The organism is Amycolatopsis sp. NPDC114505, from assembly GCF_055633615.1.
Genome location: NZ_JBVKDV010000002.1, coordinates 1,474,282 through 1,488,163 on the forward strand (window position 1 = coordinate 1,474,282; position 13,882 = coordinate 1,488,163).

Here is a 13,882-nt window from a genome sequence, read left to right on the forward strand (position 1 = left end):
ACCCCGCCGCGGTCAGAACCGGTAGTGCAGCAGGCGGTGGGCGTACCGCAGCGGCCGGGCCAGCTTCATGATCGACGCCGTGACGCGGTCCTGGGCCCGCGCGTCGGCCAGGTGCGGCGAATCGAGCAGGGACCACTCCTCCAGCAGCCGCAGGCCGGGCACCAGGTCCTCGAGCGAGCGGGGATCGCCGACCGCCCAGCCGAACGACGCGCCGGTCGTCCGGACCAGGCGCGAGTACCGGGCGATCCGCAGCGTCCACGGCAGGACCGCGTCGAACGTCATCTCGCCGTGCGGCAGGTGGCCGGCCAGCCTGCGCAGCATCGTCAAGCCGTCCGCCTGCTGCAGGTACGGGGTGAGACCCTCGGCGATCACGAGGGTCGGCCGGTCCGCCGGGACGTCGTCCAGCCACGCCTGCTCGGTGACCGACGAGGCGATGACCCGGTAGCCGTCGCGCGGTTCGTACAGCTTCTCCCGCAGCTCGACGACGTCGGGCTGGTCGACGTCGATCCACTGCACCCCGGCCGGCAGCGGCAGCCGGAACGCCCGGCTGTCGAGCCCGCACGCGAGGTGCAGCACCAGCGCGTCCGGGTTGCGGGCCACGAACCGGGTCGTCCACTCGTCGAGCTTCTTGGCCCGGAACGTCACCGTGCGCCGGTCGCGGCCGATGAACTTCATCTTGCCGAAGTCGTAGTCGAGCCGGCTCATCAGCCGCTCGGCGCTCCCGTCGCCCAGCACCGGCCGGGGCGAGCGGTTGTCCAGCGCCTTGGCGTACAACGTGGCGAGCAGGGTCTCCTGCGCACCGGTCAACCGAATCTGTTCCACCGCGGTGCCCTCAGTCCTTGTATCCGACGACGAGTGTGTCCAGCGACCCCACGGCCGTGACCTCGACCGTGCCGAAACCCGCTTCCACCAGCCACTTCCGCGCCTCGGCCGGGGTGTACTCCGCGCCGCCCGGCGACGTCAGCAGCATGTTGAGGCTGCCGAGCAGGCTCAGCGGCCGGCCCCGGCGGCCGTCGTCGATCATCCGGTCGTACACCAGCACCGCGCCGCCCGGCTTGACCGACTCGTGGACGCGGGCCAGCAGCTCCCGGCGGCCGGGCAGGTCGAAGTAGTGCAGGATGTGCCCGGCGACGAAGACGTCCGCCGCCGGCAGCGGGTCGGCGAAGAAGTCGCCGGCCACGAACCGGATCCGGCCGGCCAGGCCGAGCGCGGCCGTGTGCTCGTCGAAGAACCGTCGCACCGGCGAGAGATCGAAGCAGGTCGCGTCGAGGTGCGGGTGCTCGCGCAGGAGCGTCGCCGCGAGGTTGCCCCGCGCGCCGCCGAGGTCCACCACCGACGAGTACCGGCTCCAGTCGAACACCGCCGCCAGCGCCGCCCCCACCCCGCCGTTCACGGCGTCCATCGCCCCGAGGAACCCGCGCGTGGCGTTGTCGTCGCGGTACCCGTCGAAGATGCCCCGGCCGCGGGGGACCTGGGCCTCTCCGGTGCGCAACGCGTCGGTCAGCTTGCCCCACACCGGGAAGAGCATCCCGCCGGCCATGCGGGCGTACCCGCCGACGTAGCCGGGCTTCCCCGCGACGAGGTGCCGCTCCGCTTCGGGGGTGTTGGCGTACCGGTCGCCGGTGCGCTCGAGCAGCCCCAGCGACACCAGCGCGTCGAGGAAGTCGGCCGCGCCGCGGGGGTGCAGCCCGGCCCGCTCACCCAGCTCGACGCCGGTCAACGACGTGCCCGCGAGCGTGCTGAACAGGTCCAGCTCGACCGCCGAAATCACCGCCCGGGAGCGGTAGAACGCCATGATCAGGTCCAGGATCCCGCCGGCGCTGTCCGGAACCTCCGGCGCGGTCACGCCGGGACGCATTCGAGCATGGACCACCGGCTCGCCGTCGTGGTCGAGAGGGTGAAGCCCGCCTCGGCGAACAGCGTCCGCCACTCGGCCAGGGTCCGCTCCCGCCCGCCGAACAGCACGAGCATGTCGATGTCGAGGAACTTCGCGTGGTCCCAGACGTTCCCGGCCGCGACGACCTGGTCCCAGACGAGCAGCCGGGCCCCGGTGTCCCCGATGGTCGCGCGCACCCGCCGCAGCACCCGGCGGACGTCCGCGTCCGACCAGTTGTGCAGGACGCCCTTGAACAGGTACGCGTCGCAGCCGCCCGGGATCGGGTCGGTGAAGAAGTCGCCCGGCACCACGGTGACGCGCTCGGCGACACCGTGCTCGGCCAGCACCGGGGCCGACGAGGACGCGACCCGCGGCAGGTCCATCAGCACGCCGGTGCCCGCCGGGTTGGCCAGCAGGACCTGCGTGAGGAACCACCCGTCACCGCCGCCGAGGTCCGCGATCCGCGAGAACCGGTCCAGCCGGTAGCCGGGCAGCTCGCGCCCGACGATCACCCGGCTGAAGTGCATCATGAAACGCTCGAAGAACGCGCCGGACTCGGGCTCGTTTTCGAGGTGCTCGAAGAAGGTTCGCCCGTGCACCTGGTCGAAGGCGGGCTCGCCGGTCCGCACGCTGTGCATGATCCGCTCGTACGGCTGCCAGGTGAGGTCCAGGTTGTTGTACTTCACCAGCGGCAGCAGGCCGCGCGGGTTGTCGGCCCGCAGCGCGTCGGACACCGGGGTCCCGGAGAACGCCCCGTCGGGTCCTTCGGCGAAGGCCCCGACGGACGCCGCCGCCCGCAGCACCCGCAGCAGCGCGTCGGGGTTCGTCCCGGTTTCGGCGGCCAGGTCCTCGACCGTGCGCACGCCGTCCCCGACGAGGTCGGCGATCCGCAGCTCCACCAGCACGTGCACGACCTTGGCGAGCCGGCCCGCGCTGGCGAGCAGGAACAGCTGCCGGGCGTGGACGTCGTCCAGGGACGGCACGAGGTCTGCCGCCGCCGGGTTGTCTACTGTGGTCACTCGGACTCCTTCCGGGTACCGGTCGGGACGGACGTTTCGAGGATCTTCTTGATGTGCGCCATGTTCTTGCGGGAACCGGTGTTCAGTCGCTCGACCATCGCCGCGTCGTCGAACGGCGCGTCGTCGCGCAGCGCGAACTCCTGGACCCACCGCATGGTCGTGCGGCCGCCGGACTCGGTGTAGAACCACCGCAGCCGCATGTACTCGAACGGGCCCTTCTCCAGCCGATGGGCCCGCACCGTGCGGGTCACCGGGTCGGCGGTCCGGCGCGACACCCACGACCACTCCAGGCCCTGGGCGTCGGGTTTGGTGGTGAGCCGGAAGTCGATCGTGTCGCCCTCCCGGCGGAGCACCTCGACCGCGGCGTACTCGTCGAAGTACTCCGGCCACGCCTCGACGTCGTTGGTGAACTCCCACACCACTTCCAGCGGCGCGTCGATGGTCACCGAGTTTTCGGTTCCGGCCGCCATGTCACGCCACCTCGCGTTCGCGCGTGCCGTTGATGAGCTCCAGCGCGACGCGCGGGCTGGCCAGCTCGGGGATCTCGTCGAGCACGATGCCGTGATCCTGCCGCAGCCGCGCCGACACCTCGATCAGCGCGAGCGAGTCGTACCCCAGGTCGTCGAACGAGACGTCCAGGATGTCGCCGTCCAGGTCGTGCTCGTCCGGGTCACCCGCGCACGCGCGGATCACGTCGACGAATTCGGCCAGTGTCATGTGCCACCTCCAGTAAGGGCGATGAGTTGTCAGTGCTCGCGCAGGACGAGCGCGGAGTTGAAGCCGCCGACCCCGCGGGCCACGACGAGCGCGGTGCGCACGGGAACCTCCCGCGGCCGGTCCAGCACGAGGTCCACATCGGACGATCCGCGGGTGCCGACCGACGGCGGCACCACGTCGTCGCGGATGGCGAGGAACGCCGTCGCCACGTCGAGCGCGGCACCCGCGGACAGCCGGCCGGTCATCGTCTTCGGGGCCGTCACCGGCACCGCGCGGGGCCCGAACACCTCGGCCAGCGCGGCCGATTCGGCCGCGTCCCACGCCGGGATGCCGGCGGCGTCGGCGAACACCACGTCCACGTCCCGCGGCTCGACCTCGGCCTGCCGCAACGCGCCCCGGATGGCCCGCGCGAGTCCCGGCGGCCGGCCGGATCCCGGCTTCGGGTCGAACGTGGCCGCGTGCCCCGCGATCCGGCCGTAGATCCGGTCCACGCCGCGAGCGCGCGCCGCGCCGGCCTCCTCGACCACCATGATCGCGCCGCCCTCGCCGGCCGCCCACCCCGACGCGTCCCCGTCGAAGGGCAGGTAGGCACGAGCCGGATCCGGCTCGGTGCTGAGCAGCCCGCTGGGGATCTGCGCGACCAGGCCCCACGGGCACAGGGACGCCTCGAACCCTCCCGTGACCGCGAGCCGCAGCGTTCCTTCGTCCACCAGGCGCGCGCCCTGCGCGACGGCGTCGATCCCGCCCGCCTGCTCGGTGACGACGACCGAGCTGTGGCCCCGCAGGCCGTGGCGGATCGAGATCTGGCCCGTGTTCACCGCGTAGAACCAGGCGAACGACTGGTAGGCGCTGACCCGCTCCGGTCCGGTCCGCCACAGCTTCTGCAGTTCGTGCTGGCCGAACTCGAACCCGCCGGATCCGCTCGCGGTCACCACGCCCATGGCGTACTCGTCGAGCTCGGCCGGCTCCACGCCCGCGTCGGCCAGCGCCCAGCCGGTCACCGCGAGCGCGTGCTGGGTCATCCGGTCGGTCTGCGTGAGCAGCCGGCTGGGCAGGTGGTCCCGCGGTTCGAACGCCAGCACCTCGCCGCCGACCCGGACCGGGTAGCCCGCGGGGTCGAAGCGGCTGATCACCCCGAGCCCCGAGCGGCCGGACAGCGTCGCCTCCCAGTACTCCTTCACCCCGGTCCCGGTGGCCGCGATGACGTCGAGGCCGGTCACCACCGCCGTCATGAGCCGGCCTTGGTGAGCACGGCGGCGCTTTGGAAACCGCCGAAGCCGCTGCCCACGCTGAGCACGGTGTCCAGCGCCACCGCCCGGGCGGTGTTCGGCACGTAGTCGAGGTCGCAGTCCGGGTCCGGTTCGGCGTAGTTCGCCGTGGGCGGCACGACACCGTGCTCGATGGCCAGTGCGCACGCGGCCAGCTCGATCGCCCCGATCGCGCCGAGCGAGTGGCCGATCATGGACTTGATGGAGCTGACCGGCACCCGGTAGGCGTGGTCGCCGAGGCTCCGCTTGAACGCGGCGGTCTCGTGCCGGTCGTTCTGCTTGGTGCCCGAGCCGTGGGCGTTCACGTAGTCGACGGCGTCCGGCGCCCGCTTCGCCTGGCCGAGCGCCACGGTGACGGCCTCGGCCAGCTCCCGCCCGTCCGGCCGCAGCCCGGTCATGTGGTGGGCGTTGCACCGGGTCGCGAACCCGGAGACCTCGGCGTAGATGTGCGCGCCCCGGCGACGGGCCGCCGTCAGCTCCTCCAGGACGAACATCGCCGCGCCTTCGCCGAGCACGAACCCGTCCCGGCCCCGGTCGAACGGCCGCGACGCGCCGGCCGGGTCGCCGTTGTTCGCCGAGGTGGCCTTGATGGCGTCGAAACAGGCCACGGTGATGGGGGAGATGGGGGCCTCCGTCGCCCCGCCGAGCATCACCTCGGCCCGGCCGTCGCGGATCCGCTCCACGGCGTGGCCCACGGCGTCCAACCCGGACGTGCACCCGGTCGACACCACGGCCACCGGTCCTTCGGCGCCGATCTCCCACGCGACGTCGCGGGCCATCGAGCTCGGCACGTAGTGGTCGAACAGGTTCGGCGCCGCGAGCGTGTGGTCGACGAGCCACGTCGCGCCGCGGGAGCTGACCCGGGCGTACTCGCGGTCAAGGCTCATCGTGGCCCCGACCGCGGTGCCGACGCTGACCCCGGTCCGCTCGGGGTCGAGCGGGCCGGCGCCGCTGTCGGCAAGCGCTTCCCGGGCGCACGCGATGGCGAGCAGCGCCGCCCGGTCCGCGGTGGCCGCCTGGCCGGCCGTGAACCCCTCGGCGATCGGGTCGAAGTCGATCTCGGCGGCGATCCTGGACCGGAACGGCGCCGGATCGAAAGTCGAGATCGTCCTCGTCGCCGTGCGCCCCGACGTCAGCAGGTCCCAGAACGCGGCCGTGCCGACCCCGCCCGGCGCGCGGACCCCGACCCCGGTGATCACCACCCGCCGGCCCGTCACAGCCCACCGACCCGGGGCGGACCCGCGTCCGGGAACGGGACCGGCTCGGTGTCGACGTGCCCGAGCTCCGGCTTCGGTGCCAGCGGGGAGATCTGGAACACCGCCCGCGCGGGAACGTCGCCGGTGTTGACGATGCGGTTGCGCGTGCCCCGGACGACCAGGACCGCTTCGTCGGCCCGCAGCTCGACCTCCTCGCCGTTGAGCACCACCAGGACCGTGCCGCTGATCAGGTACAGGTACTTGTCCGAGTACGGGTGGTAGTGCTCGGCGACGAACTCGCCGGGGGCGAGGTCGATCGTGCCCAGGAAGCCGGACGTGGCCCCGACCGAGACCGGGGTGAGCAGCGCGCGCGTGCTGCCGCCCTGCCGGTGGTTCGGTGCGACGTCGGCGAGTGCCACCTTGGGTGTGTTCACCGTGGGCTCTCCCAGCTGTAGAAGACCTCCGCCTTGGAGTCCTTGAGCTCGCTCCAGTCCGCCGAGTAGGGCGTCAGGTACTTGCCGACCTCGTCGTTGACCTTCCGGAAGTCCGGGTTGCCGCGGGCGGCCGACAGCGCGGGCATGACGTCCTCCTCGGCCTCGATGAGGTGGAAGTACAGGTCGTGGAACCGGAACAGCGTCCGGCGGGTGACGCCCAGCTCGCCCGGCAGGCTGGTCCGGTCGTGTTCGGCGAACGCCGCGGCCACCTGGCCCGCGTCGTCGGGGTCCATGCGCAGGACCATCAGAGCCCGGTAGGCCACCGCTCCTCCTCGCGTCGGGTGCTGCTCTCCGCCCCTACTTTTCCGGTTCGTCCTTGGACTGCGCTTGTAAGCCGGTTTGTCTCGCGCGCGGAGTGTCCACAACGGACGGAAGCCGGTGTGCGGACCTGAGTCCGCACACCGGCTTCCGGTGGTACCGCCGATCAGTTCGTTTCGTGCACCGACGAAACGTCGCAGGGGATCGAGCGCGGTACCGAGAGCGCGCGGCAGAAGTCGAAGTGCGCCTTCAGCCGCGGATCCGCGTGCATGGCCCGGAAATGCGCCTCGCTCTCCCACTGGGCGTAGTTGACGACGTGCTTGCCGTCGTGGCTCAGGTGGAAGTTCGCCGACACGAAGCCGGGCAGGTGCTTGATCAGCGTCTCGGTCGCCTCGACCAGGTGCTCGTACAGCTCGGTCCGCCGATCGGGCTCGACCGGGAAGACGTTGATCAGCGTGTAGACGGTCGACGGTGCGGTGATGCTTCCCATATCCGGTCCTCTCAGTGCTTTCCGGTCGGCTTACTGGTCGGCTTGCTGGTCGGCTTTTCACCGAGGTCGAGCGTGTGCGCCAGCACGTCGCCGAGCTTGCCCGCGGACTGGGCGTTCTCCCCACGCCAGGCGACGAACCCGTCCGGCCGTACCAGCAGCGCGCCGTCGTCGGCGAGCCGCGCGGCTTCGGCGAAGGTGCGGTCGAGGACGTGCACGCTCAGTGGCACGGTGCCCGGCAGCGATTCCGCCGCCTCCGTCCAGGCCGCGCCGTCCGGGCCGGTCATGAGCACGTACGAGCTCACCGCGAGATCCACTGTGGACACCCCCGGCCGCACCCACACGTGGGGCACCCGGTAGCCGGGCCGGCCGGTCAGGTCGAACTCGCGCGGCACCGCGGTCGGGTAGCCGTCGCCCTCGATCGCGCCGGAGGTGTAGCGGTAGCCGTTGCCCACCACGGCCGCGTCGATCAGCGCCTCGCCGTCGACGCCGCTGTCGAGCCGGAAGGTGTGCCGCAGCAACGCCTGTTGCGCGACGGCCGCGCCGACCGGCAGGCGTTCCTGCTCGTAGGTGCCGAGCAGGTCGGGGCCGGCCCAGCCGTTCAGCACGGCCGCGATCTTCCACGCGAGGTTGTGCGCGTCCTGGATGCCGCCGTTGGCGCCGAACGCGCCGGCCGGCGGGTGCACGTGGGCCGCGTCCCCGGCCAGGAACACCCGGCCGGCCCGGTAGGAGCCGGCGACGTTGTGGGACATCACCCACGGCATCGTCATCTCGACGTCGACCTCGAGGTCCGCCACGCCGAGCGCGGTCCGCACCAGCTCGGCGCACCGCCGCACGGTGAGCTCGGCCGGATCGGTGGTGCGCGGGTCGTAGAAGAACCCGTAGACCCAGCGCTGCTCGTCGAACAGCTGCAGCACGCCGGGCGCCTGCTCGTTGGCGAGGTAGCAGATGACGAACCGCCGCCCCTGGATCGCCGGGTTCAGGTCGGCCTTGAACAGCACGCTCATCGCGGCGCCGACGACGCCGTGCCCGTCGAGGCCGATGCCGAGCTGCTCGCGCAGGCCGCCGCCCACGCCGTCGGCCGCGATCGCGTACCGGGCCCGCACGGTGGTCCGTTCGCCCGTGCCGCGGTCGAGGACCACCGCCGTGACCCCGGCGTCGTCCTGCTCGAGCGACTCGAGCAGCGTCCCGAACCGGATGCGGGCGCCCCGGCCGGTGGCCGCGTCACGCAGGATGGGCTCCAGCCGGTCCTGGCCGCACCAGTGCGGTTTCATGGGACTGACCTCGTCGAAGTCCAGCGACGGCTCCTCGATGACGACCGCGTTCTCCATGTCCGCGACGCTCGTGGAGCGCAGCACCACCCACGGGATCTGGTCGCCGGGCTGCCCCAGCTCGCGCCAGCGGTCGCCCTGGACGAGCTTGGGCCCGCGGTCGGCGACGACCTGCGCGAGGCCCGCGTTGCGCAGCAGCTCCATCGTGCGCGGGCTGATCCCGGAGGCCCGGGTCAGCACCGTCGTCGACTCGTGCTTCTCCACCAGGGAGGACCCGATGCCCTGCTGGGCGAGGAACAACGCCGCGGCGAGGCCCGTCAGCCCGCCGCCGACGATCAGCACGGGGGTTTCCTCATACTTCATGATCGACTCCATTGTTCGAGGGTTTACGACCCTGCGAAAAGAACGGTCAGGACCGGACGGCGGCGAGCTCGGCGTCGATGGACGGCCGGGCCGTGTGGCCGTACCACTGGGTCCACGCGATGAGGGCGAGAATCGAGGCCGCGCCCATTGCCGGGCACACCAGCGTGGCGATGTCGAGTGGCGTCCAGAACGCCAGCCCGATTCTGGCCGCGGACTCGGCCAGCAATCCCGCCGTCCACACCGCGGTGGTCAAGCGGTTCGTCCGGCGGAATTCGGCGGACCGCGCCCACGATTCTTCCCAGGATTTCCGGTCGCCGCTGAAATCGCGCCGGATGTAATAGGTCAGCGGTCTGGCCAGGAACAGCGAGACCAGCGCGGCCAGCCCCACCGAAGCGGTCACCAGCGAGTCCTTGACCAGGACGACGCGCGCGTCCCCGGACAGGACACCCAGCAGCACCCCGAGCCCGAACCGCACCAGGACCAGCACGGACAGCGCGCTCACGGTGCGGTCGGTGGCGTAGCCGATCGCGACCCGGACCAGGGACACCCCGCCGGCGACGACGAGCGCGACCACGGGGGAGACCCCCAGCCGGCTGAGTGCCAGGTAGACCGCGTACGGAATCCCGACATCGACCAGCACCACCTTGCCGACCCGCGGCAGTGACGAACCGCAGCTCACCACTTCGCGGCGAGCTGATCGAGGAGCGGCTCGATCCGCAGGCGCCGGTCGTCGAGCAGCGGGTCTTCGGCGAGCAGCGCCCGGTGCAGCGACTGCAGCCGCCCGGACGGCCGGAGCCCGAGGTCCTCCCGCATCCGCTCGGCGAGCCGGCGGAACACCGACAGCGCCCCGGACGTGCGGTCGCTGCGGTGCAGCGCGATCATGAACATCGCGTGCACGGTCTGCTGGGAGGGTGCTTCCACCTGCAGCGATGCGAGCTCGCCGACCACTTCGAGGTGCCGCCCCGCGCAGAGCTCGGCCTCGAGGAACATCAGCAGGGCGCGGTAGCGGCCCTCGTCGAGCCGGGCGGCGTGCGCGCGGGCCTTGGTCCCGACCGACCAGTCGACGCTGATCGGCCCGCGCCACAGGTCGAGCGCCCGCCGCAGCGTGGCCGACGCCTGCTCCACCTCGCCGGCGGCGAGCTCGAAGGCACCCCGGTCGACGAGGCATTCGAACTCGCGCACGTCGAACTGGCCGTCCCCGACGCGGATCAGGTAGCCGTCCATGTGCGTGACGAGCACTTCCCGCATCACGTGCTTGGACGACTCGCCGAGCACCTGCTCGAACAGTTTGCGCAGGTGGAACACATAGGTCTGGAGGGTGCCGCGCGCACTCGGCGGCGCCGCGCCGTCCCAGAGCTCGTCGAGGAACACCGACGTCGGGACGACCCGGTTGGCGTTGAGCACCAGCAACGACAGCACCGCACGCAGGCGTGGCGCGGTCGGCGTGACGTCGAGATCGCCCACCTTCAGGGCGAGCGGGCCGAGCAGTTCGAAACGCGGTGCGCGAGGCGCGACCGCGGCCGCGCAGCCCGAGGACGTGTCTTTCGGATGTGGACCGGGCAGAGTGGTCCGGCCTCGCCCCAGCGCGACCGAATGGGCGCGACAAGCGCCGCCCGTAAAACTATTGTGTACCACTGATAAACCCCCATCGCCGCGAATCAACGCGTACGAGGAAATCCGCGCGAACGAAATTCCCCCACCGCGCCGTCTGTTTCAACGTTACGCGGTAACGATTCGCGTGCCATCGCCCGATGGGGTGAACCGACCCTCACCTGGAGTTGCAGCAGATTATTGTCGAATGTCACATCCGCCTTTCTTCTGTCAACTGGATAACCGCGGTGATTTCCGTGTGCCGTTCAGCGGTTCGCGGCGAGCCGCCAGAGTGAAGTGACCTCGGCCGAACGCGCGGCGTGCAACGGATCGTCCGGATCGGACGCGCGGGGGTGGCGCGGCCGGGTGTCGGTCTTTCCGAGCACTTTCAGCCCGGCGGCGCCGAAGGCTTCGAGGAGCTCGTCACGCGAGCGCAGCCCGAGGTGCTCGGCGAGGTCCGACAGCACCAGCCAGCCCTCGCCGCCGGGCTCGAGGTGCTTGCCCAGCCGATCCAGGTAGCCGCGGAGCATCCGGCTGCCCGGGTCGTACACCGCGTGCTCGATCGGCGACGTCGGCTTGGCCGGCAGCCACGGCGGGTTGCAGACGACCAGGGGCGCCTCGCCGGGCGGGAACAGGTCGGCCCGCACGAGCCGCGCGCGGCCGCCGAACCCGAGCCGGTCGAGGTTGTCCCGGGCGCAGTCCAGCGCCCGCTGGTCGGAATCCGTGCCCACCACGGATTCCACCCCGCGGGCGAGCAGCACCGCGGCGAGCACGCCGGAGCCGGTCCCGATGTCGAACGCCAGCCTGGTCGACGGGAGCGGCGCCGCCGCCACGAGGTCGACGTACTCGCCGCGAGCCGGCGAGAACACCCCGTAGTGCGGGTGGATGCGAGCGCCGAGCCCGGGCACCTCGACCCCCTTGCGCCGCCACTCGTGCGCGCCGATCACGCCGAGCAGCTCGCGCAGCGACACGACCGAGGCCTCCTCCGCCGGGCCGTAGGCCTCGGTGCACGCCTCCCGCACGTCGGGCGCCCGGCGCAGGGGGACGACGTGCCCGGGGTCCACGGGCACGAGCAGCCGGCCCAGCAGCTGGGCCTGCCGGGCCTGCCGCTGGCGGTGCAGGTGGAACGCCTCGGTGGCGTTCTTCGCCGGACGCCGCTTGCCCGCCCGGTCGACCCGCCTGCCCACGGCCTTCAGCAGCTGCCGCGCGTTCTGGAAGTCACCGCGCCACAACACGGACGTGCCGTCGACGGCCAGGCGGTAGGCCTCGTCGGCGGTGAGGTCGTCGTCGCCCACGACGACCACCACCGGCGCCGGCGCGTTGTTCTCCGACCGCCATCCGGCGGTCCGCTCCTCGCCGTCCTCGACCCAGCGGACGAGCATGACTTCCCCCTAAACCGCGGTTTCCTGAGCTGGCACGTCCACCATTTCAGGTGCGGGCTCGGCCCGGACCGGCGCCCTCCGCAGGAGCAGGGCGGCCGGCACCGCGGACACCGCCATGAAGACGAGCCCCCAGGTGAACGCCGTGCCGAACGAACCGGCGGCGGCCGTCGCGGCGGCGTCGTGGGTCGCCGGGTCGGCGAGCGCGGCACCCGCGGCCAGCTGTCCCTGGCTGGTCGGCACGCCGAACTTCGCCGCGAGCACGCCGGCGAGGATGATCGACATGACGGCCGAGCCGATGGCCCCGAACATCTGCTGGATGATGTTCGTCGCCGTCGAAGCGCGGGCGACGTCCCGGTGCCGCAACGTCTGCAGCGCGGCGACCATGATCGGCATCATGGCCGCGCCGACCCCGAGGCCGACGACGAACAACGCGGCCAGCAGCTGCCAGTACGGCGTCTCGGCGCCGACGCCGGCGAACAACGCCAGCCCGGCGGCGATGGCGAGGATGCCGGGCAGGATCACCTTGCCGGCGCCGACCCGGTCGGCGAGCTTGCCGGCGACGGGCATGGTGAGCATCGCGCCGATTCCCTGCGGTGCCATCAGGAGCCCGGCCCAGAGGGTCGACTCCCCGCGCACCAGCAGGAAGTAGCTGGGGAACAGCAGCATCACGCCGAAGAACGACACCGAGAAGAACGCCATCGCCAGCACGGCCACCGAGAACGTCCGGTCGCGGAAGAGGCCCAGATCGAGCAGGGGGTTCGGGATCCGGGTGGCCCGCACGACGAACCCGGCGACCAGGACCACGCCCAGCCCGACCGGCAGCCACACCTTCGGGTGACTCACGCCGCCGGCGCCCGGGACGTTCGCCACGCCGTAGAGCAGGAGGGCGAGCCCGGGGGAAAGCATCAGCATGCCGGGGAAGTCGAAGCGATCCGTGCGTTCGGGGCGGTCCTTGGGCAGGAACGCCGTGGTCGCCCAGAGTGCGACGAGTCCGATGGGGACGTTGATGAAGAAGATCCAGCGCCAGGACACCGTGTCGACGAGCCAGCCGCCGAGGATCGGGCCGCCGATCGGGCCGAGCAGCATCGGCACGCCGAGCAGTGCCATCACCTGGCCGACGCGCTGCGGCCCGGCCGCCCTGGTGAGCATGGTCATCCCGGCGGGCATCAGCATGCCGCCGCCGAGTCCTTGCAGGACACGGAATCCGATCAGGGACTCGATGTTCCACGACAGCCCGGCGAGCACCGAGCCGAGCAGGAACACCGATAGTGCCACAAGGTAGAGGCGCTTGGTGCCGAAGCGGTCCGACGCCCAGCCGGTCACCGGGATGACCGCGGCCAGCGCGAGCAGGTACCCGGTGGAGATCCACTGGATGGTGTCGAAGGAGGTCCGGAACTGGACGGTGAGTTCTTGCAGTGCGACGTTGACGACGGTGGTGTCGAGGATCGCCATGATCGAGCCGAGCACGACGACGGCGGCGACCTTGAGCACGTCACGATCGAGCTTGCCGGCGGTCTCGCCGGACGGGGAGTGAGACATGAAGTCCGTTCCTACGGGAGCATGAAGGAACCACGCGCCACGGCGAACAGGAACGAGTCAGCGTTCACGATCGACGAAAGTGGGCACGAACGGTTCGCGGATTCCGGGGTACGACAAGAGCAAGGACGGCGGGTGGTCAGCCGATCGCTTGCGCCGGAAGGCGGCGAACCAGCGTCAGAGTATGACTGCTGCGTGCACGGGGGTCGTCATGCCACGAACAGTAGCAGCACGGTGACGAGACGAGCAACTCCCGTCCTGCTGTGAGCCCCGCCACCAGGAAAGTCCACTGTGGACGGACGCGGAAGTGGGGGGGGGGGGGGGGGAAAGCCCGGCCCGGGGAGGCCGATTCGTTGCGCCGCGAAGCGTCCCCCTGTCGGGGGTGCGGGCGAGCCAGTAGTGACTTCTGTTCTCCGCGCGCGCTT

General features: G+C 71.6%; 15 protein-coding genes. All 15 read right to left on the minus strand.

Translation table 11 applies throughout. From position 1 onward, the window contains the following. Positions 1–12 precede the first annotated feature (12 nt). Entirely contained in the window at positions 13–822 is an 810-nt protein-coding gene (locus ACZ7OU_RS24855) for a class I SAM-dependent methyltransferase (protein WP_470256902.1), read from the minus strand. A gap of 10 nt (positions 823–832) precedes the next feature. Beyond that, positions 833–1,858 (minus strand): methyltransferase, encoded by a 1,026-nt coding sequence (locus ACZ7OU_RS24860; RefSeq protein WP_470256903.1) that lies wholly within the window; start codon positions 1,856–1,858, stop codon positions 833–835. Beyond that, complete coding sequence (locus ACZ7OU_RS24865) at positions 1,843–2,895, minus strand: methyltransferase (protein ID WP_470256904.1); 1,053 nt, start codon at positions 2,893–2,895, stop codon at positions 1,843–1,845. The genes ACZ7OU_RS24860 and ACZ7OU_RS24865 overlap by 16 nt, the downstream gene beginning before the upstream one ends. Beyond that, a complete protein-coding gene (locus tag ACZ7OU_RS24870; RefSeq protein WP_470256905.1) occupies positions 2,892–3,365 on the minus strand; it encodes an SRPBCC family protein in 474 nt (157 codons plus the stop codon). The genes ACZ7OU_RS24865 and ACZ7OU_RS24870 overlap by 4 nt, the downstream gene beginning before the upstream one ends. A gap of 1 nt (position 3,366) precedes the next feature. After that, positions 3,367–3,612 (minus strand): acyl carrier protein, encoded by a 246-nt coding sequence (locus tag ACZ7OU_RS24875; RefSeq protein ID WP_470256906.1) that lies wholly within the window; start codon positions 3,610–3,612, stop codon positions 3,367–3,369. 29 nt (positions 3,613–3,641) lie between these two features. Beyond that, positions 3,642–4,844 carry a ketosynthase chain-length factor gene (locus ACZ7OU_RS24880; protein WP_470256907.1) on the minus strand — a complete coding sequence of 401 codons (1,203 nt, stop codon included), beginning with the start codon at positions 4,842–4,844 and terminating at the stop codon, positions 3,642–3,644. Then, on the minus strand, positions 4,841–6,097 hold the full coding sequence (locus tag ACZ7OU_RS24885; protein WP_470256908.1) for a beta-ketoacyl-[acyl-carrier-protein] synthase family protein: 1,257 nt from the start codon (positions 6,095–6,097) through the stop codon (positions 4,841–4,843). The genes ACZ7OU_RS24880 and ACZ7OU_RS24885 overlap by 4 nt, the downstream gene beginning before the upstream one ends. Continuing rightward, complete coding sequence (locus ACZ7OU_RS24890) at positions 6,094–6,510, minus strand: cupin domain-containing protein (RefSeq protein WP_470256909.1); 417 nt, start codon at positions 6,508–6,510, stop codon at positions 6,094–6,096. Before ACZ7OU_RS24890 ends, ACZ7OU_RS24885 begins: the two co-directional genes overlap by 4 nt. Beyond that, positions 6,507–6,833 carry a TcmI family type II polyketide cyclase gene (locus ACZ7OU_RS24895; protein ID WP_470256910.1) on the minus strand — a complete coding sequence of 109 codons (327 nt, stop codon included), beginning with the start codon at positions 6,831–6,833 and terminating at the stop codon, positions 6,507–6,509. Before ACZ7OU_RS24895 ends, ACZ7OU_RS24890 begins: the two co-directional genes overlap by 4 nt. A 161-nt stretch (positions 6,834–6,994) precedes the next feature. Continuing rightward, positions 6,995–7,318, minus strand: coding sequence for an antibiotic biosynthesis monooxygenase family protein (locus tag ACZ7OU_RS24900; protein ID WP_470256911.1), 324 nt, complete (start codon positions 7,316–7,318; stop codon positions 6,995–6,997). A gap of 11 nt (positions 7,319–7,329) precedes the next feature. Next, positions 7,330–8,949, minus strand: coding sequence for an FAD-dependent oxidoreductase (locus tag ACZ7OU_RS24905; protein WP_470256912.1), 1,620 nt, complete (start codon positions 8,947–8,949; stop codon positions 7,330–7,332). Between the two features lie 46 nt (positions 8,950–8,995). Then, entirely contained in the window at positions 8,996–9,589 is a 594-nt protein-coding gene (locus ACZ7OU_RS24910) for a VC0807 family protein (RefSeq protein ID WP_470256913.1), read from the minus strand. A gap of 35 nt (positions 9,590–9,624) precedes the next feature. Continuing rightward, positions 9,625–10,413, minus strand: a complete 789-nt coding sequence (locus tag ACZ7OU_RS24915) for an AfsR/SARP family transcriptional regulator (protein WP_470237687.1) — start codon at positions 10,411–10,413, stop codon at positions 9,625–9,627. Between the two features lie 392 nt (positions 10,414–10,805). Beyond that, positions 10,806–11,921: a methyltransferase gene (locus ACZ7OU_RS24920; RefSeq protein WP_470256914.1), complete on the minus strand. Its 1,116-nt coding sequence runs from the start codon at positions 11,919–11,921 to the stop codon at positions 10,806–10,808. A gap of 9 nt (positions 11,922–11,930) precedes the next feature. Further along, positions 11,931–13,460, minus strand: a complete 1,530-nt coding sequence (locus tag ACZ7OU_RS24925) for a DHA2 family efflux MFS transporter permease subunit (RefSeq protein WP_470256915.1) — start codon at positions 13,458–13,460, stop codon at positions 11,931–11,933. Between the last annotated feature and the right edge of the window lie 422 nt (positions 13,461–13,882).

Bases quoted from the DNA above. Each gene is read 5' to 3' on its own strand.
- ACZ7OU_RS24860 (WP_470256903.1), bottom strand. From the start codon at position 1,858: ATGCGTCCCGGCGTGACCGCGCCGGAGGTTCCGGACAGCGCCGGCGGG.
- ACZ7OU_RS24900 (WP_470256911.1), bottom strand. From the start codon at position 7,318: ATGGGAAGCATCACCGCACCGTCGACCGTCTACACGCTGATCAACGTC.
- ACZ7OU_RS24880 (WP_470256907.1), bottom strand. From the start codon at position 4,844: ATGACGGCGGTGGTGACCGGCCTCGACGTCATCGCGGCCACCGGGACC.
- ACZ7OU_RS24920 (WP_470256914.1), bottom strand. From the start codon at position 11,921: ATGCTCGTCCGCTGGGTCGAGGACGGCGAGGAGCGGACCGCCGGATGG.
- ACZ7OU_RS24875 (WP_470256906.1), bottom strand. From the start codon at position 3,612: ATGACACTGGCCGAATTCGTCGACGTGATCCGCGCGTGCGCGGGTGAC.
- ACZ7OU_RS24925 (WP_470256915.1), bottom strand. From the start codon at position 13,460: ATGTCTCACTCCCCGTCCGGCGAGACCGCCGGCAAGCTCGATCGTGAC.
- ACZ7OU_RS24905 (WP_470256912.1), bottom strand. From the start codon at position 8,949: ATGAAGTATGAGGAAACCCCCGTGCTGATCGTCGGCGGCGGGCTGACG.
- ACZ7OU_RS24870 (WP_470256905.1), bottom strand. From the start codon at position 3,365: ATGGCGGCCGGAACCGAAAACTCGGTGACCATCGACGCGCCGCTGGAA.